Here is a 23,913-nt window from a genome sequence, read left to right as displayed (position 1 = left end):
CCGGGGTCAGCCGTTCGCCTCCTTGTAGCGCTCGTACGCCTTGTTCGCCAGCTCCACGTACGCGTCCATGTTCTTGGTCTTCAGCTCCGCCAGGTAGGCGTCCCACTGGCCGAGGTCCCGCTGGCCGAGGACGAACTGGAGGGTGGCCTGGTAGACGTGGTCGCGCAGCGGGGTCTCCCAGAGCGACACCTGCTCGCGTTCCTCGTCGTTGAGCGGGTACGGCGGTGGCGGTGACTTCGGCGCGCGGGCGTTCATCACCTGCTGGAACTCCTGCTCCTCGGGGGAGAAGAACGCCTGGACCAGCTCGGGCTTGCCACCGTAGGCGAACACGCCGTTGTAGAAGCCGAAGTCCTTCTGCAGGTGCTTGGGCGCGCTCGGGTTCAGGCCGATGACGTTGACGTCGGGGGCCAGGGTGGGCTTGCCGGAGGCGTCCTTGACGAAGGTGGTCCCCTCCACGCCCCACTTGGCGAACTCCTGGCCGGCGTCGGAATACCAGAGCCAGTCGACGAACTGCATCATGGCCACGAAGTTCTTGCTGTCCCGCGCCTTCGACGAGATCATCATCCCGTTCTCCAGGCGGCTGGAGGGGTTGATCTCACCGGCCGGTCCGACCGGCAGCGGGATCTTGGCGATCTTCGCCTTCGGGTTGGTCGCCGCCAGGTCGGGCCGGTAGTCGTTGACCACGGCCTGGGCGTTCGCGCTGATCACGAAGGACTTGCCGTTGGCGAGCTTCTGCCGGGCGGCGTCGTCGGTCTGGGTGAAGCTCTCCGGGTCGAGCAGCTTCTCGGCGACCAGCTTGTTGAGGTACTCCAGCACGTGCCGGTAGTGCTCGCTGGCACCGGTGTACTCGAACTTCTGCGCCTGCGCGTTCCAGCTCATGTGCTGGAAGTTCCAGCCGGCGCCGTCCAGTCCGTGCGTGACGGCCAGCAGGTTGAGCAGGTTGCCGGCCGGGTTGGGCTGGCTCCACCGGTCGGAGAACGGATAGACGTCCGGGTACGCGGCCTTCATCGCCTTGAGCACGGTGTAGAGCTCGTCCCAGGACTTCGGGATCTCCAGGTTCAGCTCTTCCAGGATGTCGGTCCGGATCGCCAGCGAGTAGTCGTGCCAGGGCTTCTCGTGCAGACCGGGCAGCAGATAGAACTTGCCGTCCTGCTGGCGGAGCGTGTCGATCTCAGGCTTGAGGTTCCACTTCTCGATCTTCTCCTTGAGGTTCGGCATCAGATCGAGGTAGTCGCTGACCGGCAGGATCGCCCCGGAGGAGACGAACGTGTTCACGTCCGGCGGGTACGTCTTGGGAATCAGCAGCGGTGCGTCACCGGCGCCGATCAGCAGGCTGCGCTTCTGGTTGTAGTCGCTCAGCGGCACCGCCACCGGATCCAGCGTGACGTTGGTCCGGGAGGTCAACTCGGACCAGAACAGCCAGTCGTTCTTCAGCGGGTAGTTCGGGTGGTTGTTGTAGAGGACGGAGAAGGAGATCGGCTCGGTGGCCTTGAACTGCGTACCGACCGCGTAGTTCTCCATCGCGCCGGCCCGGTTCTCCGACAGGTCCTGGTTGTCGGACGGGTCGTCGCCACAGGCGACGAGGCTGGAGGCGGTGAGCAGGGCGGCAGCGGCTATCGCCACCTGGCGCCACGATCTGCGGAGCATGGCGGTCCTTTCGGTGTGGTGGTGGGAGCGGGGGTGTACCGCTGGTCAGCCCTTGACCGCGCCGAGCATGATGCCCCGGACGAAGTACCGCTGGACGAAGGGATAGACCAGGAGGATGGGCAGGGTGGTGAGCACGATGGTCACGGACTTGAGGGTCGCCTCGGCCTGCACCTCGTTGGCCTCGGCGATCGCACCGACGTTCTCCGCGCCGGTGGCACCGGCGATCAGGTTGCGCAGGTACACGGTCACCGGCCACAGCTCCTGCTTGTCCATGTACAGGAAGGCGGCGAACCAGGAGTTCCAGAAGGCGACGGCGTAGAACAGCACCATGGTGGCGACGATGGCCTTCGACAGCGGAAGCACGATCCGCAGCAGGATGCCGTACGTGTTCAGCCCGTCGACGGCGGCGGCCTCCTCCAGGTCGGTCGGCAGGCTCTCGAAGAACGCCTTCATCACCAGCAGGTTGAACACGTTGATCGCGTTGGGCAGCGCGATGGCCCAGACGCTGTTCTTCAGGCCGAGGCTGGTGACCAGCACGTAGTTGGGGATCAGGCCGCCGGAGAAGAACATGGTGAACACCGCGATGCCGACCAGCGCACCGCGTCCCTTGAGGTCCTTCTTGGACAGGACGTACGCGTAGCAGGTGGTGAGCACGATCGAGATGACCGTGGCGGTGACGGTGTAGACCAGGGTGTTGCGGTAGTTCGTCCAGAACAGCGAGTCGGACAACACCAGGCGGTACGTGTCGACGGTGAACCCGCGCGGCACCAGGTTCACGTCGCCCGCGATGATGTACGCCTCCCTGCTCAGCGAGCGGGCCACGATGTTGACGAACGGATAGAGCGTGACCAGCACGACCAGGGTCAACACGATCGCGTTGGCCACCTGGAACGCCCGGTAGCCCCGGCTCTGCCGGATACCCCTGCGTCGACGGGGACGGGGACGGGGACGGACGGCGGTCGGGTCGACGGTCACCACAGGCTCGTCCCCACCGTGCGACGGGCGATCAGGTTCGCCGACAGCACCAGGATCAACCCGATCACCGCCTCGAACAGGCCGATCGCGGCGGCGTAGCTGAAGTTGCTGGACCCGAAGCCCATCCGGAACAGATACGTGGAGATCACGTCGGCGGTCGGGTAGGTCAGCGGGTTGTACAGCAGCAGGATCTTCTCGAACCCGACCGCCATGAAGGTGCCGATGTTGAGGATCAGCAGCGTCACCATGGTCGGCCGGATCCCCGGCAGCGTGACGTGCCAGGTCTGCCGCCAGCGGTTCGCGCCGTCGATCCGGGACGCCTCGTACAGGTCCTCGTCGATGGTGGTGAGCGCGGCGAGATAGAGGATGGTGCCCCACCCGACGGTCTGCCAGACCTCGGAGGAGATGTAGATGGTCCGGAACCACTCGGGGCGTTGCAGGAACGGCACCGCCTCGCCACCGGCGGACGTGACCAGCGAGTTCACCGTGCCGTCCATGGAGAGCAACTGCATCACCATGGCTGCCACGATCACGATCGACAGGAAGTGCGGCAGGTACGACACGGACTGCACGAACCGCTTGAGTCGGCGCGCTCGCACCTCGTTGAGCAGCAGCGCCAGCACGATCGGCAACGGGAAGCAGAACAGCAGCGTCAACCCGCCCAGCACCAACGTGTTGGTGAAGACGTTCCAGAACGTCGGGTCGGCCAGGAACATCTTCACGTACCGCAAGCCGACCCAGTACTCGCCGAAGATGCTGCCGCCGGGCTGGAACCGGCGGAAGGCGATCACGTTGCCCAGCATCGGCAGGTACCGGAAGACCAGGAAGAACAGCAGCGGCAGGATCGCCAGCGAGTAGAGCTGCCAGTCCCGGCGCAGCGCCCGTCGCCAGGTACGCCGGGCCGCGCGCGGGGGGCCGGGCGGGCGGGCCGGTGGGTCGGGGGCCGGCGCGGTCACCGTGGCCGGGGCACTCATCGCCGGCCCCGGGTGGCGGGGGCGACCCGGGCCCGCGAGACCAGTTCCCGCTCGGGGCCGACCTCGCGTTCGGCGCCGACCAGCCGCAGCGCCAGGTGCGCCACCGGGTCGCCACTGGACCGGGCCAGCCGCAGCTCGACGTCACCGGGCTCCACCACTCGTCGGCCGCGCAGCCCGGTGAAGGAGGTGACGTCGGCCGGGACCTCGAAGGTGACCCGGGCCGCCTCGCCCGGACGCAGCGGCACCCGGGCGTAGCCGACCAGGCGTACCACCGGTCTGGTGGTCTGCGCGACCGGATCGTGCAGATAGAGCTGGACCACCTCGGTGCCGGCCCACGAGCCGGTGTTGCGGACCGTGACGCCGACCGTGGCGGTGCCGTCGACCGGCCACGGCGTGGGCCCGGTGTCGTCGGCGTCGGCCCCCGTGACCTCGTCGGCGTCGGCCACCGTGGCGCCGTCCCACGCGAAGGTGGTGTAGCTCAGGCCGTGCCCGAACGGGAACGCGGGCGTCGGGTCCACCGACGACACCTGCGTGCGGTGGCCGAGCGGCGGGGAGAGGTACGTGCCGGGCAGGCCGCCGCCGTGCCGGGGCACGCTGACCGGCAGCCGCCCGGACGGGTTGACCTCGCCGGTGAGCACCTCGGCCAGCGCCTGACCGCCGAGTTGCCCGGGGAAGAACGCCTGCACGACGGCGGCGGCGTCGTCCACCTGCGCGCCGAGCGCGTACGGCCGGCCGGAGAGCACCACCAGCACCACCGGCGTACCGGTGGCCAGCACCGCACGGACCAGTTCGGCCTGCACGCCGGGCAGGTCGAGGTCGACGGCGTCGCAGCCCTCGCCGGAGGTGCCCCGGCCGAACATGCCGGCCCGGTCGCCGACGGCCAGGACGCAGACGTCGGCCTCGGTGGCGGCCTGGACCGCCGCCGCGATGCCGGAGGTGTCGTCGCCGGTGACGGCGGTCCCCGGCAGGTACGTCAGGCGGGGGTGGCGCTGCTTGAGGGCCGTACGCAGCGACGGGATCTCCACCCCCACGCCGTGCTCGGGATAGTGCACCCCCACGTGCAGCGGGAACGAGTAGCAGCCGAGCATCGCCATCGGATCGTCGGCCACCGGGCCGATCAGGGCCACCTGCCGGTCGGCGGCGAGCGGCAGCACGCCGTCGGCGTTGCGCAGCAGGACGACGGACTGGCGGGCCAGCCGCAACGCGACGGACCGGCCGGCCTCGTCGTCCAGGCGCAGCTCGTCGACGTCGGCGGGCAGCTCCTGCCAGCCCTCGTCGAGCAGCCCCAACTCGATCTTCTGGATCAGTACCCGGCGCAGCGCGCGGTCGACCAGCGCCTCCGCGACGGCACCGGAGCGGACCGCCGCCACCAGCGGGGCGCCGTAGGCGTCCACGGTGGGCAGTTCCACGTCGATACCGGCGCGCAACGCCAGGCCGGCGGCGTCCCCGGCGTCGGCGGCCACCCCGTGCAGGCTCTGCAGGAAGCGGACGGCGAAGTAGTCGGCGACCAGGACCCCGCCGAAGCCCCACCGGTCGCGCAGCAGCCCGGTCAGCAGCTCCTCGTCGGCGGCCACCGGCACCCCGTCGATCTCGGCGTAGGAGTGCATGACCGAGCGCGCGCCACCGAGCCGCAACGCCATCTCGAACGGTGGCAGGATCACGTCGGCCAGTTCCCGGCGGCCCATCGGCACCGGCGCCAGGTTCCGTCCGCCCCGGGAGGCCGAGTAGCCGGCGAAGTGCTTGAGGGTCGCCACCACCCCGGCCCGTTCCAACCCCCGCACGTACGCCGCGCCGACGGTCCCGACCAGGTACGGGTCCTCGCCGATGGTCTCCTCGGTGCGGCCCCAGCGGTAGTCGCGGGTCACGTCGAGCACCGGGGCGAGTCCCTGGTGCACACCGGCTGCCCGCATCGACCGTCCGATCCGGTCGGCCATCTCCTCGACCAGTTCCGGATCGAAGGCGGCACCCCAGCTCAGCGGTGCCGGGTAGACGGTGGCCCGCCAGGCGGCGAAGCCGGTCAGGCACTCCTCGTGCACCTGCGCCGGGATGCCGAACCGGCTCGCCGCCACGATCTGCGCCTGCGAGGCGGCCAGCGACCGGGCGCCGCGGACCGGATCGACCGGTGCGGTGCCGAACGGCCGGGTCAACTGCCCCAGGCCGTACCGGATCGCCTCCGGCCACGGTGGAGTGTGCTCGACCATGTCGGTCTGGTGGGGTGCGACGCCCTCGCCGGAGGCGTCGGCGCCGACCCAGAGGCCGACCAACTGGGCGACCTTCTCCTCCAGCGACATCAGCGGGATGAGCGCGTCGGCCCGCTCGTCGGGGCGCCGGGCCGGGTCGCGCCACCGATTGCCGTCCGGTGACGTCAATCGATCGTCGACAGGTAGCTGACTCGTCATGCGAACCCCTCTGGCCGCACCGGGGCAGGTCGTTCCGGCAGGCCACACCGACGCCGCTGCGGACGGCGATTATCGATAGTTTCGGAAACCAGTTCGTCACCTGTGTCGGGAACCTATGGGTGTCGATGGAGTGTGTCAAGGGCTCACGAACCGACTGCCCACACGGTTCCCACAGGGCAGGCAAGCGATTTCCGGACCTTCGTGCACGCTCCCGCCATATCGACTGCCGTCGTCGCCATCGGAGCGATCCCGTGCTATGGTTCCCCGAAATTTTCGGGATCGTTGCAGAGGGTTCGGATGACGGAGAACCGATCGCCGGACGTGCTCGGCTCCACCACCATCGCGACCATCGCCCGAGAGGTGGGGGTCTCGGCGGCGACCGTCTCCAAGGTCCTCAACGGCCGGTCCGACGTCGCCGCCGCCACCAGGGCGCGGGTCGAGGCCAGTCTGGAGCGACACCGGTATCGTCGCCGTGCCCGGCGGTCGTCCGGTGAGGGTCAGATCGAGCTGGTGTTCCACGAGTTCGGCTCGGACTGGGCCCTGGAGATCATCCGTGGGGTCGAGGCCGTCGCCGCCCTGCCACCGGTGAACCTGGTGCTCTCCCAACTCGGCGGGGCACGTCGACCGCCGCAGTCGTGGGTGGACGCGGTGCTCGCCCGGCGTCCGCTCGGCGTCCTGCTGGTCATGTGCAACCTGACCGACCAGCAGCGCCGACGCTTCGACCGGCAGTCGATCCCGGTGGTGGTGATCGACAACGACAGCGCCAGCGCCGCCTCGGTGCCGGCGGTCGGCTCGAACAACTGGAACGGCGGCCTGCTGGCCACCCGTCACCTGCTGGAGCTCGGTCACCGGCGGATCGCGATCATCTCCGGCCCGCAGGACGTGCTCTGCGCGCGGGCCCGGACGGCGGGATTCCGCTGCGCGCACGAGGAGATGGGCGTACCCGTCGCGCCCGACCTGGTCCGCTTCGGCAACTTCCACCTCGACGCCGGCTACACCCACGGCATGCAGTTGCTCAGTCGCCCGGACCGCCCGACGGCCGTCTTCGCCGGGTCCGACCTCCAGGCGATGGGGGTGCTGCGGGCCGCCCGGCAGCTCGGTCTGGACGTGCCCGGCGACCTGTCGGTGGTCGGCTACGACAACCTGCCCGTCTCGGCCTGGATCGGTCCCGCGCTGACCACCGTCAACCAACCGTTGCGGGACATGGCCGGTACGGCGACCCAGATGCTGCTCGACCTGGCGCGCGGGGTCGCGCTGCCGACCAGCCGCATCGACCTGGTCGCCGAGCTGATGATCCGCGAGAGCACCGCCCCGCCGTCCACCTGAGCGACCGCTGCGAGGAGCCATGCCCCTGTTCGACCTGCCCCTCGACGAGCTACGGCGGTACGCGCCGACCGTGCCGGAGCCCGCCGACTTCGACGCCTTCTGGCAGGGGACCCTGCACGCGACGGCGGCGACACCGGTGCTGATCGACGTCCGGCCCGAGCCGACCGACCTGCGTCTGGTCGACACCTGGGACGTCACGTTCGCCGGCTTCGCCGACGAGCCGGTCCGGGCCTGGTACACCCGGCCCTCCGGGGTGCACGGAGCACTGCCGGTGGTGGTGGAGTACGTCGGCTACGGGCGCGGCCGGGGCCTGCCGCACGAGCGCCTGACCTGGCCGGTGGCCGGGTACGCGCACCTGCTGATGGACGCCCGGGGACAGTCCGGCCAGTACGGCCTGGGTGACACGCCCGACCCGCACGGCGCGACGCCCGGTGGGCCGACGCCGGTGACCCGGGGCATCCTGGCGCCGGAGGGCTACTACTACCGGCGACTCGTCACCGACGCGGTCCGGGCCGTACACGCCGCCCGTGCCCTGCCCGGCACCGACCCGGCGCGGGTGGTCGCCGCCGGCAACAGCCAGGGCGGTGGCCTGGCGCTGGCCGTCGCCGGACTGGTGCCCGACCTGGCCGCCCTGGTCACGACCGCGCCGTTCCTCTGTCACGTGCAGCGAGCCATCGAGATCACCGACACCGCCCCGTACGGTGACATCGTCACCTACCTGGCCGTGCACCGGGAGGCGGAAGCGGCGGTCCGGCGCACCCTGTCCTATGTCGACGGGGTCAGCTTCGCCCGCCGGGCCCAGGCGCCCGCGCACTTCGGGATCGGGCTGCGGGACACCGTCTGCCCGCCGAGCACCGTCTTCGCCGCCTACAACCAGTACGGTGCCGGCATCGACGGCCCCACCCCGCAGCGGAGCATGCACGTGTACCCGTTCAACGGTCACGAGCACGGCGACGCGACCCACGTCCGTCGCCAACTCCGGTGGCTGTCCGAGCTGCTCTGCGGGACGACGGACCGGCCCGGGCCACCGAAACTTCCGGAGGTGTCGGTCGGGATCGGCTGACGCCCTGGCCACAGGGTTATCCCTCTGCCGGGTGCACGCGCGTCCGGCTCGGGCGGGTCGAAAGTGTGTCGGTGCGCGTTGAGCTTTCAGACGTGTTTCGATACTGTTTTCGATACAACAGCCTCGATCTACTCATGGTGGCGGGCTGCAGGCACCGACCGGCGCGGCTCACGGGCAACCGCGCAGACGGCGGGAGCCACCATGTTTGGGCAGTAGTCGGGGCCGGCTTCCATCAAGCACGGCTTCGTCGAAAGGCTCATGCCATGAACAACGCCTTCGCCCGCGGTAGCGGGCGTCCGGCTCCCCGACTGCGGCCACGCATCGCGTTGGTCTCGGCCGCCGTCGGTCTCGCCCTCATCTCCACCAGCGTGGTGGTGGCCTCCAGCGCGAGCGCCGCGACCACCCTGGGTGCCTCGGCCGCCGAGAAGGGCCGCTACTTCGGCGCGGCCGTGGCGGCGAACAAGCTCTCCGACTCCACCTACGTCGGCATCCTCAACCGCGAGTTCAACTCGGTCACGGCCGAGAACGAGATGAAGATCGACGCGACGGAGCCGCAGCAGGGGCAGTTCAACTTCGCCAACGCGGACCGGATCGTCAACCACGCCATCTCGCGCGGCATGTCCGTCCGGGGGCACACCCTGGCCTGGCACTCGCAGCAGCCCGGCTGGATGCAGAACATGTCCGGCACCCAACTGCGTAACGCGATGCTGAACCACGTCACCCAGGTCGCCACCTACTACCGGGGCAAGATCCACTCCTGGGACGTGGTGAACGAGGCGTTCGCCGACGGCAGTAGCGGCGCCCGCCGCGACTCCAACCTCCAGCGCACCGGCAACGACTGGATCGAGGCGGCGTTCCGTGCCGCCCGGGCCGCCGACCCCGGTGCCAAGCTCTGCTACAACGACTACAACACCGACGACTGGACCCACGCCAAGACCCAGGCCGTCTACCGGATGGTCCAGGACTTCAAGCAGCGCGGTGTGCCGATCGACTGCGTCGGCCTGCAGTCGCACTTCAACCCCAACTCGCCGTACCCGGGCAACTACCGCACCACGCTGTCCAGCTTCGCCGCCCTCGGGGTGGACGTGCAGATCACCGAGCTGGACATCGAGGGTTCCGGCACCTCGCAGGCGAACGCGTACCGCGGCGTGGTCACCGACTGCCTCGCCGTCGCCCGCTGCACCGGCATCACGGTGTGGGGCATCCGGGACACCGACTCGTGGCGCTCCGGCGGCACCCCGCTGCTCTTCGACGGCAGCGGCAACAAGAAGGCCGCGTACAACTCGACGCTGGAGGCCCTGAACGCGGGCGGCACCACCCCGCCGCCCACCACCCCGCCGCCCACCACTCCGCCGCCGACCACCCCGCCGCCCACGACCCCGCCGCCGACCACCCCGCCGCCCGGCGGATCCGGCTGCACCGCGACCGTGTCGCTGAACTCCTGGACCGGCGGATTCGTCGCCACCATCCGGGTCACCGCCGGCTCCACCAGACTCAACGGCTGGGCGGTGACGGTGGCACTGCCGAGCGGCAGCACGGTGACCAACACCTGGAACGCCCAGGGCAGCGGCACCAGCGGCAACGTGACCTTCCGCAACGTCAGCTACAACGGAACCGTCAACGCGGGTACCACCACCGAGTTCGGCTTCCAGGGCAACGGGACCGGCCCGACCGCCACCCCCACCTGCACCGCCAGCTGAGATGAAAGGAAGGGTCCCCTGCTAACGCCTCGTGCATAGCAGGGGACCCTTCCTAACACCGCACGCCGCACGCCGCACGCCGCACGCCGCACGCCGCGCCCGGTGCGCCGGGCGCGGTCGCGCGGGGGTCAGCAGCGGCTGATGCTCGCGTTGGAGAGCGTGACGTTGCTGATGGTCAGGTTGGTGGCGCAGGGGTTCTCCACGATCCGGTTGTTGGCCAGCGTGAAGTTCCGCAGGGTGATGTCCCGGTTGCCGGGGAACTCGGCACGGGCTGCCAGGCGGACCTCCCCGCCACCGCTGATCGTGCCGCCGCCCGCCGCGATGTCCACGCCGGTGCAGTTCTCGATCAGGACGGCGTTGTTGCCGGTGTTGGCGATGTCCACGCGGTTGATCGCCGTGCCGCCGGACTCCGAGACGCAGAAGACGCCCCGACCGCCGCCGCGCGCGCGGACCGTACCGACCCGGATGTTGATCGGGTACGACGAGCCGATCCGACCCGCGCGGTTGGCGACCCGGAAGGCCGCGTATCCGGTACCCGCACCGGCGTTCTCCGCGTCCACGGTGGTCACCGTGGCGTTGATGGTCTCGTTGAGCAGCAGGCCCGACTCGCCGACGTTGCGGGCGGTCACCGTGCCGATGGTCAGCCCGTCCACCCCGTACGTCTCGACCGCGTGCGCCCGGGCGCCGGAGACGTACACGTTGTCGATGCGGATGTTGCGCGACCACTGGCTGGTGTCGCCCCGGTTGTCGATGCGGACCCCCAGACCGCCGGTGAGCCGCATGTCGATCTGCCCGAGGATCACGTTGGTGACGTTGCGCATGAAGATGCCGTACAGCGGGGCGCCGGTGACGCTGAGGTTCTGCACCTCGACCTGGGTGGTGCCGCGTGAGTAGATCGGGGCCTGGTCGCCGGTGCCGGAACCGGTGACGTTGATGGTGCCGCACACGTCGATCGTGGTGTAGCTGGGCAGCGAGATGCGGGAGCCCGCGCTGATCGTGCCGGAGCCACGGACCACGACCCGCTGCTTGCTGGTGCGGCCGGCGCTGAGGCTGTTCACCGCCGCCTGCACGGCGGCGCGCATGTCGGTGCCGGTGTAGACCGTGCTGCCGCCGTTACGGGCGGTCCAGGTGCCGCCGTTCAGCACGGCCTCGGCCTGGAACGCACCGCTACCGCAGCCGCTGGAGCCGCCCAGGACGGCCAACTGCCACTGCTGGTTGGTGCCGCCGACGTCCTGATACTGCGAGATCATGCCGCCGTCCGCGGTGGACCACTCCCACACGTCGAGCGCCTTGTTGGAGTGCCGGTTGACGAAGCGGACGAAACCGCTGTCGGAGTCGGCCAACCGGAAGTGCTGCCGGTTGTTGCCGCTGACCGGCGCGTTCTGCACGAGCTGGACGCCGTCGTTGGCGTTGGGCAGTTCGAGGACCTTGCCGCTGTGCACCGAGCGGATCTGGTAGTAGCCGTTGCCCACGTCGACGAAGCGCCACTGCTGCACTGTGGCGTCGTTGCGGGTGAACTGGTTGACCGGGGCGTTGTCGGCGGTGGACCAGTTCCACACGTCCATCGCCTTGCCGCTGTGCCGGTTGACGAACACGTACGTGGCGTTGGGGTCGACGGTGGCGGCCCGTGCGGCCGGCGCGGTGACCGTCTCGGCGGTGCCGAGGAGCACCAGCGCGGCGACGACCACCAGGCCGAGGCGTGGTCGTCCCTTCGTTGTCCTGAGCAGCATGCGGTTCCTCCGGGGTGTGGATCGGTGGTGGCGCGCCTGCCGGCGGAGCGGTGGGACGGGCAAACGCTTTCCCGGCCACCAATATATCGACATACAACGATTAGTCACAACGTGGCGACGCCCGCGCGGCCGTGGACCGCGCGGGCGTCGCCGCCGGGTGGCGAGGGGTACGCCGGTCCGGGGTCAGGCGATCGCGCAGGGCGTGGCGTTGAGGGTGAAGGCCGACGGTGCGGCGGTGTTGCCGCCGTGGGTGGCCTGGAAGCCGATGGTCACCGAGGCGTTGGGCGCGATGGTCCCGTTGTAGGCGGCGTTACGGGCGGTCACCGCACCCGAGGTCGGGGCGTAGGTGGCGTTCCAGCCGCCGGTGATGCTCTGCCCGCCGGGCAGCGTGAAGGCCAGACTCCAGCCGTTGACTGCGGTCGGGCCGGTGTTGGTGATCGTCACCGAGGCGGTCAGCCCGGTGTTCCAGGCGTTGACCGTGTACCCCACCCGGCAGCCGGTGCCCGGCGGCAGGGTCGGGGTCGGCGGCGCGGTCGGGGTCGGCGGTGGGGTGGTGGGGGTGATCGTCGGCGTCGGGGTGGTGGTCGGCGGCGGCGCGTTGTCCAGGCCGAAGAACCGCACCGCTCCGGCGGCGTCGACCGGCAGGTTGTGCGACACCCCCTGCATGCTGATCGCCTCGACCGGCGCGGTGCCGCCGGTACCCCCGTACCGGGTTCGGGTGTAGCCGGCCTGCGGGCTGTCGGTCATCGTCGGGGTCTGGCTCAAGCCGTGCACGTTCGTCCACTGCTTGACCTGCTCACCGAAGTTCGGATACCGCAGGATGTCGTCGTTGGTGCCGTGCCAGATCTGCATGCGCGGCCGTGTTCCGGAATAGCCCGGGTACGCGGCGCGGACCAGGTCACCCCACTGCTGCGGAGTACGCGTCACCTGCCCGTTGGCGCACTCGCTGTTCCACTCCGAGCCGTTGGTGGTGGCGAAGCATCCGAAAGGTACGCCCGCGAAGGCCGCCCCGGCGGCGAACACGTCCGGATAGACGCCGAGCAGCACGTTGGTCATCATCGCGCCGGACGAGACGCCGGTGACGAAGATCCGCGACGCGTCGACCGGGTAGCGCTGCCGGACGTGGTCCACCATCGACATGATGCCCACCGGATCGCTGCCGCCGCCCCGACGCAAGGCCTGCGGCGAGGAGACGTCGAAGCACTGGCTGCTGCGGGTCACCGACGGGTAGACCACGATGAAGCCGTACCGGTCGGCCAGCGATGCGAACTGGGTGCCGGAGTGCAGCGCCGGCCCGCTGCCGGTGCAGTAGTGCACCGCGACCAGCAGCCCCGGCCGGGGTGCGACCCGGTCGGGCACGTAGAGGTACATGCGCAGGTTGCTCGGGTTGGTGCCGAAGTTGGTGACCTCGGTCAGCGTCGCTGCCGAAGCGGGTGTCGGGATCGACAGCGCGGCCAGCGCCGTCAACGCGATGGCCGCCAGGGCGGCGCAGCACAGTCTGATCGCCGTTCTCATCGGGACGTGTCCTCCGGACGGGGTGCGGACAGGGTGGTGTTCCGATCGTGGGCTGCCCGGTGCCCGTGGTCGTCCGGCTCAGATACATCGATGATTATCAGTCGAGCGGCGGCGGCTGGCAAGACGCCCGACCTGCCAAGGCCGGCGGTCGCCGTCAGCGCCGCCGGGCTGGGGTGCCCGTGCTCACTGCTCGTCGTCGACCACGTCGGTCTCGCCGTCGTGGGAGAACAGCGACGGCAGGTGCTCGTCGGGCTGCGGTGCCTGCGCCGGATCGTGGTGCGGGTCGCCGTCGGGGGAGAAGAGCACCTGGTCGGTCTTCGCGGTCTTCTCGCGTTCTTCCTCCGGCTCGGTCACGACCCGCTCCTCCGCTCGTGGGCGTTGCTCCTCGACGCTACGTGCGGCCGACGGCACGCCAGGTGCGGCGGTGCCGCCGACCACCCGAACGGGGTCAGGGCCGCAACAGCACCGGGCCGGCGTCGATCCGGGTCCGGAACAGCGCGTACGGCTTGCGTCGCAGGTCCCGTCCCCGGTTGAACGGCGGCTGCCGGTGCACCTGGTTGGCGATCACGTACAGGTGCCGGTCGACGGCCACGCTCAGCGTGTCCGGCCAGAGCAGCCGCGCGTCGTGCACCACGGTCTCGTACTCGCCGTCGGGTCGTCGGCGCAGCACCGCGTTGTGCTCGTAGTTGGTCAGGTAGAGGCGTCCGGCGTCGTCGGACTCCAGCCCGTCGGCGCCGCCGCCCTTGTCACCCTCGTCCGCCACGGTCGCCGCCACCGCCGCGTCGCCCAGGGTGCGGTCGGCCAGCGCGTCGGTGGCGACGCTGTACCAGCGGCGGGTCGCGAGGGCGCAGTAGTACAGCCGGGACCCGTCGGCGGAGATGGCGATGCCGTCCGCGCCGACGCCCACCGGTTGCGGCGGGCCGTCCGGCGGCCGGACCAGGAACGGGCGGCCCTCGACCACCGGGCGGAAGTCGGCCGGTGGCGCGGCCTTGGTCGAGGGGTGGTCGTTGAGCCGACGCCACGACTCGCCGCTGGCCAGGTCCACCACGATCAGCGCGTTCGGCGCCCCGTCGGCCGAGTCGGTGAGGTACGCCAGGCCCGCCTCGCCGCGCCGCAGGTCGAAGCGGACGTCGTTGAGGTACGAGGTGGGCAGTGCCACGTCGGGCGGGAACGTGATCACCTGGACGACCCGGTCGGTACGCAGGTCGATCCGGACCAGCTTCGGCCCGCCCGGCTCGGTCGGCTGGAACATCGGGCTGCCGGTGTCGAGCACCCAGAGCCGGTCGGCGGGGTCGACCACGACGCTCTGCACGGACACGAAGGCCGAGGGGTCGTCGTTGCCGGACGGGGTGTTCCACGCCCGGTCGGGGTAGGCGACCTCGCGTCCGCGCCGCAGCTCGACCACGGTCGCGGGCACCTCGTCACCCCAGCGGGGAAAGTTGACGAAGATCCGCCCCCGGTGTGAGACGGTGACCCCGGTCGGCATCGGGCCTCGGAACCGGTGCACCACGTCCAGCGTGCCGACCGGTTCGTCGGTGGGTAGTCCGTTTCGCATCTGCGACCTCCCGGAAGATCCCGGCATCGGTTGATCTCTCTGTATCAATCATTGCAAATCGGGCAGCGGGTCGGACACCTCGCGTCAGCCATCCGACCCGCCGTCGGCCGGAAATCCATTCGTCACGCAACCGTCATGCGTCCGCGCGGTACCCGCCACCTGCCGTCGGCAGGGTGGGGACGACCCCTCTACGTGGAAAGGAGCGCGCTATGGCCGTTGCACTGGACGACCAACTGGTCACTCTGACCTGCGACAACTGCGGTGACATCGTCACCGGGTCGGGTGCGCCCTCGGGCGGCGAGGTGGTGTGGACGCTGCTCTCCGAGCACGGCTGGAGCGGCTCCCCGCTCGCCGACGGTCCGCACCGATGCGCCCACTGCACCCGACTCGGCCCGGCCTCCGATGGCGTACCCGGAGGCGTCACCGGCATCGAGCACCTCGACGGCGTGACCGTGGTGACCATCGCCGGTGACGTCGACCTCGACACCGGCGACGCCCTGGAGTTGGCCCTGCGGCACGCGACCGACATGGGCGGTCACGTGGTGGTCGACCTCGGCCGTACCGACCTGATCGACTCGACCGCGCTGGGGCTGCTCGTCCGGGCCCACCACCGCGTCGCCGAGCGTGGCGCGACGCTCTGTGTCGCGGCGAGATCGCCGCTGATCCGTCAGGTGCTGCGGGTCACCCGCCTGGACGAGGTCTTTCCGCTCGTCGAGACCCGCGCCGACGCGCTGGCCCGCCTCGACGACGTGACCTCCGACCCAGCCCGCTGACCGACGGCCGACTCCGCCGAACGGACGCCGCCCTCGACTCCGTCCCGGGAGCGAGGGCGGGACGGCCGCTGTGCCGATCCCGTCCGCCGAACGGCGGCCCGCCGGGTCGCGGTCCACGAGGCGGCCGGTCGGCGCGCTGATCCACGTCACCCGCAGACCGGTGGCCGGGACGGTCGTGTCGCCCGACCCCGGGCCCTGGGGGAGGGGCCCGGGATCGGACCGGCCACGGGACCTGGCCGGGGGATAGGCGACACGAACAGATCCGGCCCGCCCGCACCAGCCGGTGCCTGGCGGTACGGGCGAGCCGGAGTTCAGCGGCGGCTGCGCCGGGTGTTGGCCAGCCGCAGGGCGTTACAGACGTCTTCCACACCTTCGACGTCCCAGGCCAGCTCACCGGCGGCGCGGCGGGTCTCCGCGCTGCCGACCAGCCCGGTGAGGATCACCACGCTGTTCTGGACCATCACGGTGATCTGCTGTCGCCGGGTGGTCCAGTCGGCGCTGAGTCGCTGGGCGACCAGGGCGGCCAGGCGGACGTCCTCGTCATGATGCTGCGGTTCGTCCCAGAGCGCGCGGAAGGAGTGGTCGTCCGGCATCGGCCAGGGCCACGGCATCACCACAGCGGTCTCCTTCGTCGTCGACGCCGGCGACGCGAGGCGCCGTCCCGATCGACCACCACACTGCGCAACGACCTTGGAGTGGACCGCACGGTTGGATGACATTTGCATGACAGATCCTGCCGATGCCCGCCGCCCACCGATGCCCGCGCCCGCCGGCCGGGCCCGTTCCGGTGCGGCGACCAGGGTCAGAAGGCCAGGTCAGAGCGGTGAGGTGACCGGCGGTGGCGCGTCGTCGGCCCGGTCCGCGGCGGGCAACCACAACACGAAGACGCTGCCCGCGCCGGGCCGGGAGAAGACCGCCGCCTGCCCGGCGTGCGACTCCACGATCTGCCGCACGATGGCCAGCCCGAGTCCGGTACGCCGGTCACCCGAGTCGCCCCGCCCGGTCTCGCCACGCCAGAACCGGTCGAAGACCCGGCGCTGGTCGTCCTCGGCGATACCCGGTCCCTCGTCCGCCACCGCCAGCCACAGCCAGCCGCCCGCCCGGCCGGTCGCCACCTGGACCGCACCGCCCAGCGGGGAGAGGCGTACCGCGTTGGAGAGCAGGTTGCCCGCTGCCCGGCGCAGCGCGTCCGGGTCGCCGATGAGCCCGAGGTCGGTGCCGAGCGCGTACCGCAACCGCAGCCCGCGCCCAGCGGCCAGCGGGGCGAAGTCCTCGCCCGCCTCGCGGGCCACCGCGCTCAGGTCGACGTCGGTGTCGGCCATCGCGTCGGCGTCCCGGCGGGCGGTGGCCAGCAGGTCCTCGACCAGCCGCGACATCCGGGTGGTCGCCCGGTCGATCGTCGCCACCGCCGCCGTCCGTTCCGGCTCGGTCGCCTCCGGCGAGTTCAGCGAGGCGTCCAGGTTCGCCCGGATGATCGCCAGCGGACTGCGCAGCTCGTGCGAGGCGTCGTCGATGAGCTGACGTTGGGCGTGGAAGGCGTGGTCCAGCCGGTCCAGCATCGAGTCGATGGTGTCGCCGAGATCCCGCAGCTCGTCGCGGGGACCGGCCAGCCGGATCCGGCGGGACAGGTCGGTGGCCTGGATGTCCCGGGCGGTACGCGCGATCGCGCCCACCGGACGCAACGCCCGCCCCGACAGCACCCACCCGATGCCGAGGCTGGCCACGAAGAGCCCACCGAGCGCGATCAGCGAGTAGTCCCGGACGGTCTGCAACAGCCGCAGGTTGACCTCGTCCTCTATCTGCTGCACCTCGGCCACCTCGATGGTGGTCCCGGTGGCCACCGTCCGGCCGTCCTCCTTCTGCTTGTAGAGCTGCGCCTCGTACCGTTTGCTGATCGGCTTGGGGTCCACCGCCCGGTCCACCGCCACGTACGCCACCGCCAGCCCGGCCCCGGCCAGCGCGAACAGCAGCGTCGAGTAGAGCACCGTCAACCGGAACCGGATCGACCGGAACAGCCTCACGCCGCCACCTCGCTTCGCTCGGCGCCACCGTGACGCTCGCTCACGCCGCCACCTCTCGCAACCGGTAGCCGCGCCCGATCACCGTCTCGATCGGTGGCTCGGTGTCGGCGCCGGTGAGTTTGCGCCGCAGCGTACCCACGGTGACCCGGACCGTCTCGGTGAACGGGTCGGTGTTGGCGTCCCAGACGTGCTCCAACAGCTCCTCGGCGGGTACCACCCGACCGGGATGCGTCATCAGGTACTCCAGCACCCCGAACTCCTTGCGGGTGAGCTGGAGTTCCCGGACGCCCCGCCGGGCCTCCTGCCGCGCCACGTCCAGGGTCAACGCCCCCACGGTCAGCACCACCCCGGTGCCGCCGGTGTCCCGCCGCAACAGGGCACGTACCCGCGCCAGCAGCTCGACGAGGGCGAACGGCTTCACCAGGTAGTCGTCCGCGCCCTCGTCGAGCCCGCGTACCCGGTCGCCGAGCGCGCCCCGGGCGGTCAGCATCAACACCCGCAGGTCCTGCCCACCGGCGACCTCGACCGCGCCGGAGCGGATCGCCCGACACACCGCGAACCCGTCCTCGTCGGGCAGGTTGACGTCCAACAGCATCAGGTCGTACGCGTTGACCAGCAGCAGCTCGAACGCCTGCGCCGCGTCCACCGCGACGTCGACGGCGTAACCGGCGCGGACCAACCCGAGCCGCAACGCGCCGGCCAGGTCCTCCTCGTCCTCCACCACGAGCAGCCGCATGTCCCCGTCACCCTCTCGCGATCAGCCTCTGCGCCACCTGCGACGCGCGGTCGATCGGGACCGCGAAGCCGATCCCGATGTTGCCGCCTCCCTCCAGTGTGGCGATGGCGGTGTTCACTCCGACCACCTCGCCCCGCCCGTTGACCAGCGGCCCGCCCGAATTGCCGGGGTTGATGGACGCGTCGGTCTGCACCGCCGGCTGCCGAGCGCCACCACCGAGCCGGACCGGGCGGTCCAGCGCGCTGACGATCCCGGCGGTCACCGTGCCGGAGAGCCCCAGCGGCGAACCGACGGCCAGCACCGGTTCGCCCACCCGAGTCTGCCCGGTGGGGGCGAGCGGCAGCGGGCGCAGCCCGTTGCCCGGATCGACACGCAGCACGGCGATGTCCGTACCCGCGTCACGGCCGACCAACCGCGCGGTCAACCGTCGGCCGTCCTGACCGACTACCTGGATCGTGCCGCCCCGGGCCACCACGTGGTCGTTGGTGACCACGTGCCCCCGGTCGTCGATCAGGAAACCGGAACCGGAGGCACCGCGCCCGCCGGAGGAGGTCTGCACCGACACCACCCCGGCCAGGACCCGGTCGGCGGCGGCCACCAGGTCGCCACCGGGCCCGAGGGTGAGCGGCGGCGCGGCGGCCTCCGCCGCCTCCGGCGCGTCGTCGCGGGCGGCGAGGTGACCGGCCACCCCACCGGCGCCCGCCGAGACCGCCACCAGCGTCAACCCGACCAGCAACATCCGAGGCCACCGCGACGGGCCACCGCCGGGGGAGGCGTCCGGCGGCGTGTCCGGCCCGACCGCCCCACCAGCCCCGGTGGGTACGCCCGGCGGGGCCGATCCGCCCGGCGGCGCGGGTACGGCGGTCGGTGTGCCTCCCGGTACGCCGTTCGGGGCGGCACCGGGATGCATGTTCGGGGAGACGAACCGCGGCCCACGCGGCTCACCGAGGCCCGGAATCGTGCTCGTCATGAACTGTCCCTTCGAAGTCGTCACGGCAGGCGGGAGAACCAGAGCATCGACGCCGCCGCGGCCAGCAGCGCGAGCACCAGCCCGCCACCGATGAACCGGGCCGACACGTCCTGCCGCTCCATCCGGTAACCCACCGACGAGCCGATGTCGGCGTACGCCTCGCGCAGCTCGGCGCTGCTGCCCGCCTCGTAGTAGCCGCCCCCGGACTGCTCCGAGACGACCCGCAGGGTCTCCCCGTCGACCGGGACGCGCTGTCCCGCGCCGATCTGGCCGTCGAGCGTGCCGAAGGAGATGGTGTCGACCGGTACCCCGGCCTCCACCGCGTCGCCCGCCGCCGAGGTCGGATTGCGCCCGGTGGTGTTGGCCCCGTCGGAGAGCACCACTACCCGGGCCGGCGGCGGCTCCTCGACCGCCTGCGCGTCAAGCGTGCGGATCGACTCCAGCGAGGCGTCGATGGCATCGCCGATCGCGGTGCCCTGCACGCCGGTGATGCCCTCGTCGAGCCGGTCGATACCGGCCGCCATCACCTCCCGGTCGCCGGTCGGCGCCACCATCACCGAGGCGCTGCCGGCGAACGCCACCAGCCCCACGTTGAACTCCTCGGGCAGGTCCGCGACGAACTCCCGGGCCGCGTCCTTGGCGGCGATCAACCGGTCCGGCGGTACGTCGTCGGCGAGCATGGACCGGGACACGTCCACCGCGACCATCACGGTGGCCCGTTCACGCGGTACGCGTACCTCGTCGGTGGGCCGGGCGAAACCGACTACCAGCAGCGCCAACATGGCGATGAACAGACCGGCCGGTACGTGCCGCCGCCACGCCGGACGGGCCGGCGCGACCTTGTCCAGCAGTCGCAGGTTGGTGAACCGCACCGCGTACCGGCTGCGTCGCCGCTGCATCACCAGGTAGCCGACGACCAGCGCGACCACCCCGGCGAGCAGCCACAACCTTTCCGGCGATTCCCAGCTCACGCTTTACCTCCGGTCGGTGGTCGGGTGGCTCGGGCGAGCCGTCGTTGGGCGTGGACGTGGCGGACGATGTCGGCGATCCAGTCCCGGTCGGTGCTCAACGGCAGGTGCGACGCACCCGCCCGCCGCAACGCCCGGGTCACCGCAAGGCGCTGGGCGGCGGCGGCCGCCGCGTACCGCTCCCGCAGCTTGCGGCTGCCGGTGGACACCTCGCGGCGTCGACCGCTCTCCGGGTCGACGAGCGTGATCAGGCCGACGTCGGGCAGCTCCAGCTCGCGCGGGTCGCGGACCTCGACGGCGAGCACCTGGTGCCGGGCGGCCAGCCGTCGCAGCGGTCGCTCCCAGTCCGGCGGCGGCCCGTCCGCGCCGCCCATCCCCTCGTCGGGCAGGCCGTCGAGGAAGTCGGAGACCACCACGGCGAGCCCACGCCGTCCGGCGGAGCGGCGCAACCCGTCGATCCCGTCGGCCAGCGCCACCGGCTGGGTGGCGGGCCGCCCCCGGGGCACCTCCATCAGCGTCCGCAGCAGGCTGATCAGGTGGTGCCGTCCGGTGCGGGCGGGGAATCGGCGTACCCCGGCGTCACCGAGCAGATGAGCGCCGAGCCGGTTGCCGGTGCCGGCGGTGAGGAACCCGACGGCGGCCACGGCCGCCACCGCCAGCTCCCGCTTCTCCAACTCGGCGGTGCCGAAGTCCATGCTGGGCGTGGCGTCCACGAGCGTCCAGGTGGTCAGCTCCCGGTCCGCGTCCACGGTCCGCACGTGCGGCACGGCGGTACGCGCCGTCACCGACCAGTCCATCCGCCGTACCTCGTCCTCACCGGCCCGGTACTCGCGGCTGCCCGCCGGCTCGCTGCCCGCTCCGGGCAGCAGCCCCAGGTGCTGGCCGTGCAGCAGCCCGTCCAGACGCCGGGTGACCGTCAACTCCAACCGGCGCAGCCGACCCTGCGGCGCGAGCCGCCCGACACTCGTCGTGTGTGGGTTCACGCGGCCGCCCCCAGGCCGGGCCCCTGCTGCTCCTGCGCCGGGGCGATCTGCGGCGGCGGCACCGCCTCCACGATCCGCCGCACCAGCTCACCGGCGTCCACGTCGTCGGCGACCGCGTCGAAGCTGAGCACCAGCCGGTGGGTCAGCACGTCGGCGGCGATCTCCCGCACGTCGGCGGGAAGGACGTAGTCGCGGCCCCGCAGCAGGGCCAGCGCCCGTGCCGCGGCGACCAGGCCGAGCGTTGCCCGGGGGCTGGCACCGTACGCGAGCTGGTCCGCCACGTCGGCCAGCCCGAAGCGGCGCGGGTCCCGGGTCGCCAGCACCAGGCGTACGACGTACTCGGCCAACGCATGATGGACGAACACCTCGCGCGCCCGGGCCTGGAGCGCCACCAGCCGGGCCGGGTCCAGCACCGGCCGGGCGGCCGGGCTGCTGGTGCCCATCCGATAGAGGATGCCCAGTTCCTCGTCGTCCGTCGGGTAGTCGACCACCACCTTCATCAGGAACCGGTCACGCTGCGCCTCCGGGAGCTGGTACACCCCCTCGGACTCGATCGGGTTCTGAGTGGCCAGCACCAGGAACGGAGTCGGCACCGGATAGGTGCGTCCACCGAGCGACACGTGCCCCTCGGCCATCACCTCCAGCAGCGCCGACTGCACCTTCGCCGGAGCCCGGTTGATCTCGTCGGTGAGCACGAGGTTGGCCATCACCGGCCCCAGCTCCACGTCGAAGCTCTCCGTCGACGGGCGATAAATTCGGGTGCCGAGGATGTCCGACGGCACCAGGTCCGGGGTGAACTGGATCCGGGCGAAGCTGCCACCCACCGCCGTGGCCAGGGTCTCGGCGGCGAGCGTCTTCGCCACCCCGGGTACGCCCTCCAACAGGCAGTGCCCCCGGGCCAACAGCGCGGTCAACAGCCGCTCCACCAGCCGGTCCTGCCCGACGATGACCCGCTTCACCTCGAACAGGGTCTGTTCCAACAGTCGGGCCGCCCCGGCGTGCTCGCCGAAGACGTCGAATTCGCGTATGTCGGTCGTCGTCACGCAGTCGCTCCTCGGTCGCGTCAGGGACGCGGGTACCCGACCCACGGGGAAGGCCGGGTACCCGCTCCTGACCCATTGGGCCAGAGCCCCCCGAAAGCCAACCGAACGACGACCATGAAGGCCGGGCACCGCCAGGTCGATGACCCGTTCTCCGCAGGTTGTTGGGTGCGGAGTGAACGTGGACGGCTGCTGCGCGGATGCTCCCGGCGAGGTGAGGTGGGGTGTGCGGGCGCTATCGAGCTGATAGCGCAGACGGATCGCGATCCGGGCCCGCACACCGAGGCGCACGACGATGCCCGTCGCGATAGCACAAACGGTTCAGCTCGACAGGGCTCAGTCCCACAGATGTGCGCCATCTCCGGTCGTGACCTGATTCGGCAGACGAGAGGGCGGCCCGCCCCGCCCCGCCCCGCCAAGATCACGCTCGATCCTGGATCGAGTGGCATCCCCGCGCCACGATAACCACTCGATCCAGGATCGAGCACGGCCTTGATGTCAAGGCACGGGTGGGCTTGCGTGGGCGGGCTACAGCGGTAGCAGATCCGGGACGAGCCGGTGTCTCGCCCGTCTCTGCCGACAGTGCTGACGGGCCAGCTTGGGCGGTGGGCGGGTCAGTGCGGCTCGGTCTGCTCGGATGGCGACCAAGGGGTCGCCGGCTCGCCGGGCTAAACGCCGAGTCGTCCCGCGATACGTGGCGTCGCGGGGACCTTCTCGCTCGCCGCCTCCCAACTCGATCGCCGCTGGCCGCTTCGCTGTCCCGAGCGAACGGCGATGAGCTGCCGAGGCGCTTGCGCATGTCTCGGGAATGGGCGCGACGGATGAGCTGGGTCCGATCGCGCACGTAGTCTCCAGAGCCCCGCCGACCCTCGATGAGGCCTTCACTCCTCAGCAGAGTGAGTGCGTGCTTGATGATCGTCGTGGAGAAGCCCCACCGCTGTTGCATGTCCTTCTCGGTGGAGAGCTTGTCACCCGAGGCCGGTTCTCCAGAGAGGATCCGCGAGCGCAGGCGCGACTGGCCACCAGCGTCGGTCCGATCCCCAACACCCCCACCTGACCAAGGCCCTTCCCGTCCTCCCCATCCCGCCGGCCGCGTCCTCCCCGACCCCTCCGGCCGTCCCGCCCCCGACTTCCCGTCCCGCCGGCTTTGCCCCCGGCCTTCGTGCCCGCCCCCCGATCTCCTGCGCCGATCATGGAGGCCTGGCAGCTGGTTTGCGTCAATTCGCCCAACTTTGTAACCGCCACGACTCCATGATCGCGGGGGTGCAAAGCCCTCGGCCCGGGTGATCAAGGAGTTTTGGTCGTTCACACCGAGGTGGCGTGACCAAAACCCCCTTGATCAACGCGCCGAGGAAGGGCGGGGCAGGGCAGTGGGGACGGGGGCGGGGTGAGGCGCCGGTCCGGTGTTCGGTGTGAGTTCACCAAGATCCGCGCAACTTCGGTGAAGTAGTTCCATCCTGTTTGGGCTGGTCGGGGGGTGTTGACTGTGGGGTTGGTGGTGGTGGGTGGGCTGGTTGTGGGGTGGGTGATCTTCGGGT

The 23,913-nt window shown here is 71.1% G+C and carries 20 protein-coding genes; 4 read left to right on the top strand and 16 right to left on the bottom strand.

Translation table 11 applies throughout. The annotated features are described in order from the left end of the window. Positions 1 to 6: 6 nt before the first annotated feature. Genes ACWDVW_RS22815 through ACWDVW_RS22800 form a run of 4 tightly spaced genes read right to left on the bottom strand, consistent with a single transcriptional unit; the run spans position 7 to position 5,995 of the window. Positions 7 to 1,647, bottom strand: a complete 1,641-nt coding sequence (locus tag ACWDVW_RS22815; RefSeq protein ID WP_449952185.1) for an ABC transporter substrate-binding protein — start codon at positions 1,645 to 1,647, stop codon at positions 7 to 9. 45 nt (positions 1,648 to 1,692) lie between these two features. Then, the gene (locus ACWDVW_RS22810) at positions 1,693 to 2,622 is read right to left on the bottom strand and encodes a carbohydrate ABC transporter permease (protein ID WP_449952182.1); all 930 of its coding nucleotides are present in this window, start codon (positions 2,620 to 2,622) and stop codon (positions 1,693 to 1,695) included. Further along, positions 2,619 to 3,596: an ABC transporter permease gene (locus ACWDVW_RS22805; protein WP_449952180.1), complete on the bottom strand. Its 978-nt coding sequence runs from the start codon at positions 3,594 to 3,596 to the stop codon at positions 2,619 to 2,621. The genes ACWDVW_RS22810 and ACWDVW_RS22805 overlap by 4 nt, the downstream gene beginning before the upstream one ends. After that, a complete protein-coding gene (locus ACWDVW_RS22800; RefSeq protein ID WP_449952177.1) occupies positions 3,593 to 5,995 on the bottom strand; it encodes a beta-xylosidase/alpha-l-arabinosidase in 2,403 nt (800 codons plus the stop codon). Before ACWDVW_RS22800 ends, ACWDVW_RS22805 begins: the two co-directional genes overlap by 4 nt. A gap of 297 nt (positions 5,996 to 6,292) precedes the next feature. Here ACWDVW_RS22800 and ACWDVW_RS22795 point away from each other — a divergent pair, with 297 nt between their 5' ends. The 3 genes from ACWDVW_RS22795 to ACWDVW_RS22785 all read left to right on the top strand — a co-directional run bounded on the left by ACWDVW_RS22795 (position 6,293) and on the right by ACWDVW_RS22785 (position 10,084). Continuing rightward, on the top strand, positions 6,293 to 7,321 hold the full coding sequence (locus tag ACWDVW_RS22795) for a LacI family DNA-binding transcriptional regulator (protein ID WP_449952174.1): 1,029 nt from the start codon (positions 6,293 to 6,295) through the stop codon (positions 7,319 to 7,321). 19 nt (positions 7,322 to 7,340) lie between these two features. Then, positions 7,341 to 8,384 carry an acetylxylan esterase gene (locus tag ACWDVW_RS22790; RefSeq protein WP_449952172.1) on the top strand — a complete coding sequence of 348 codons (1,044 nt, stop codon included), beginning with the start codon at positions 7,341 to 7,343 and terminating at the stop codon, positions 8,382 to 8,384. A 263-nt stretch (positions 8,385 to 8,647) separates the two neighbouring features. After that, on the top strand, positions 8,648 to 10,084 hold the full coding sequence (locus tag ACWDVW_RS22785; RefSeq protein WP_449952169.1) for an endo-1,4-beta-xylanase: 1,437 nt from the start codon (positions 8,648 to 8,650) through the stop codon (positions 10,082 to 10,084). A gap of 128 nt (positions 10,085 to 10,212) precedes the next feature. Here the strand turns inward: ACWDVW_RS22785 and ACWDVW_RS22780 are convergent, their stop codons facing one another. The 4 genes from ACWDVW_RS22780 to ACWDVW_RS22765 form a co-directional block, all read right to left on the bottom strand. Next, entirely contained in the window at positions 10,213 to 11,814 is a 1,602-nt protein-coding gene (locus ACWDVW_RS22780; protein ID WP_449952167.1) for an RICIN domain-containing protein, read from the bottom strand. A 183-nt stretch (positions 11,815 to 11,997) separates the two neighbouring features. Next, positions 11,998 to 13,329, bottom strand: a complete 1,332-nt coding sequence (locus ACWDVW_RS22775; protein ID WP_449952165.1) for an extracellular catalytic domain type 1 short-chain-length polyhydroxyalkanoate depolymerase — start codon at positions 13,327 to 13,329, stop codon at positions 11,998 to 12,000. A 183-nt stretch (positions 13,330 to 13,512) separates the two neighbouring features. Further along, positions 13,513 to 13,683: a hypothetical protein gene (locus ACWDVW_RS22770; protein ID WP_162854384.1), complete on the bottom strand. Its 171-nt coding sequence runs from the start codon at positions 13,681 to 13,683 to the stop codon at positions 13,513 to 13,515. Between the two features lie 94 nt (positions 13,684 to 13,777). Then, positions 13,778 to 14,884 (bottom strand): L-dopachrome tautomerase-related protein, encoded by a 1,107-nt coding sequence (locus ACWDVW_RS22765; protein ID WP_449952161.1) that lies wholly within the window; start codon positions 14,882 to 14,884, stop codon positions 13,778 to 13,780. A gap of 209 nt (positions 14,885 to 15,093) precedes the next feature. On the opposite strand from ACWDVW_RS22765, the gene ACWDVW_RS22760 reads away from it, so the two are divergent. Further along, on the top strand, positions 15,094 to 15,657 hold the full coding sequence (locus tag ACWDVW_RS22760; protein ID WP_449952158.1) for an STAS domain-containing protein: 564 nt from the start codon (positions 15,094 to 15,096) through the stop codon (positions 15,655 to 15,657). Between the two features lie 311 nt (positions 15,658 to 15,968). On the opposite strand, the gene ACWDVW_RS22755 is transcribed toward ACWDVW_RS22760, so the two are convergent. The 8 genes from ACWDVW_RS22755 to ACWDVW_RS22720 all read right to left on the bottom strand — a co-directional run bounded on the left by ACWDVW_RS22755 (position 15,969) and on the right by ACWDVW_RS22720 (position 23,684). After that, entirely contained in the window at positions 15,969 to 16,268 is a 300-nt protein-coding gene (locus ACWDVW_RS22755) for a BON domain-containing protein (RefSeq protein WP_449952293.1), read from the bottom strand. Between the two features lie 204 nt (positions 16,269 to 16,472). Next, a complete protein-coding gene (locus ACWDVW_RS22750) occupies positions 16,473 to 17,678 on the bottom strand; it encodes a sensor histidine kinase (RefSeq protein ID WP_449952155.1) in 1,206 nt (401 codons plus the stop codon). Between the two features lie 40 nt (positions 17,679 to 17,718). Continuing rightward, entirely contained in the window at positions 17,719 to 18,414 is a 696-nt protein-coding gene (locus ACWDVW_RS22745; protein ID WP_449952152.1) for a response regulator transcription factor, read from the bottom strand. A gap of 7 nt (positions 18,415 to 18,421) precedes the next feature. Next, a complete protein-coding gene (locus tag ACWDVW_RS22740) occupies positions 18,422 to 19,384 on the bottom strand; it encodes a S1C family serine protease (RefSeq protein ID WP_449952150.1) in 963 nt (320 codons plus the stop codon). Between the two features lie 20 nt (positions 19,385 to 19,404). Beyond that, positions 19,405 to 20,355, bottom strand: coding sequence for a VWA domain-containing protein (locus ACWDVW_RS22735; protein ID WP_449952148.1), 951 nt, complete (start codon positions 20,353 to 20,355; stop codon positions 19,405 to 19,407). Then, on the bottom strand, positions 20,352 to 21,335 hold the full coding sequence (locus ACWDVW_RS22730) for a DUF58 domain-containing protein (protein ID WP_449952145.1): 984 nt from the start codon (positions 21,333 to 21,335) through the stop codon (positions 20,352 to 20,354). Before ACWDVW_RS22730 ends, ACWDVW_RS22735 begins: the two co-directional genes overlap by 4 nt. Continuing rightward, positions 21,332 to 22,363 (bottom strand): AAA family ATPase, encoded by a 1,032-nt coding sequence (locus tag ACWDVW_RS22725; protein ID WP_449952290.1) that lies wholly within the window; start codon positions 22,361 to 22,363, stop codon positions 21,332 to 21,334. The genes ACWDVW_RS22730 and ACWDVW_RS22725 overlap by 4 nt, the downstream gene beginning before the upstream one ends. A 433-nt stretch (positions 22,364 to 22,796) precedes the next feature. Next, positions 22,797 to 23,684: a GntR family transcriptional regulator gene (locus ACWDVW_RS22720; protein WP_449952142.1), complete on the bottom strand. Its 888-nt coding sequence runs from the start codon at positions 23,682 to 23,684 to the stop codon at positions 22,797 to 22,799. Between the last annotated feature and the right edge of the window lie 229 nt (positions 23,685 to 23,913).

It is taken from the genome of Micromonospora sp. NPDC003241, assembly GCF_053589795.1.
The sequence above is the reverse complement of the archived record's forward strand: the minus strand, read 5'-3'. Positions and strand labels throughout refer to the sequence as shown.

What these genes read in the sequence shown, in the direction of transcription:
- ACWDVW_RS22815 (WP_449952185.1), bottom strand. Translation starts at nt 1,647, where the DNA reads ATGCTCCGCAGATCGTGGCGCCAGGTGGCGATAGCCGCTGCCGCCCTG.
- ACWDVW_RS22805 (WP_449952180.1), bottom strand. Translation starts at nt 3,596, where the DNA reads ATGAGTGCCCCGGCCACGGTGACCGCGCCGGCCCCCGACCCACCGGCC.
- ACWDVW_RS22800 (WP_449952177.1), bottom strand. Translation starts at nt 5,995, where the DNA reads ATGACGAGTCAGCTACCTGTCGACGATCGATTGACGTCACCGGACGGC.
- ACWDVW_RS22795 (WP_449952174.1), top strand. Translation starts at nt 6,293, where the DNA reads ATGACGGAGAACCGATCGCCGGACGTGCTCGGCTCCACCACCATCGCG.
- ACWDVW_RS22790 (WP_449952172.1), top strand. Translation starts at nt 7,341, where the DNA reads ATGCCCCTGTTCGACCTGCCCCTCGACGAGCTACGGCGGTACGCGCCG.
- ACWDVW_RS22785 (WP_449952169.1), top strand. Translation starts at nt 8,648, where the DNA reads ATGAACAACGCCTTCGCCCGCGGTAGCGGGCGTCCGGCTCCCCGACTG.
- ACWDVW_RS22780 (WP_449952167.1), bottom strand. Translation starts at nt 11,814, where the DNA reads ATGCTGCTCAGGACAACGAAGGGACGACCACGCCTCGGCCTGGTGGTC.
- ACWDVW_RS22775 (WP_449952165.1), bottom strand. Translation starts at nt 13,329, where the DNA reads ATGAGAACGGCGATCAGACTGTGCTGCGCCGCCCTGGCGGCCATCGCG.
- ACWDVW_RS22765 (WP_449952161.1), bottom strand. Translation starts at nt 14,884, where the DNA reads ATGCGAAACGGACTACCCACCGACGAACCGGTCGGCACGCTGGACGTG.
- ACWDVW_RS22760 (WP_449952158.1), top strand. Translation starts at nt 15,094, where the DNA reads ATGGCCGTTGCACTGGACGACCAACTGGTCACTCTGACCTGCGACAAC.
- ACWDVW_RS22755 (WP_449952293.1), bottom strand. Translation starts at nt 16,268, where the DNA reads ATGCCGTGGCCCTGGCCGATGCCGGACGACCACTCCTTCCGCGCGCTC.
- ACWDVW_RS22745 (WP_449952152.1), bottom strand. Translation starts at nt 18,414, where the DNA reads ATGCGGCTGCTCGTGGTGGAGGACGAGGAGGACCTGGCCGGCGCGTTG.
- ACWDVW_RS22740 (WP_449952150.1), bottom strand. Translation starts at nt 19,384, where the DNA reads ATGACGAGCACGATTCCGGGCCTCGGTGAGCCGCGTGGGCCGCGGTTC.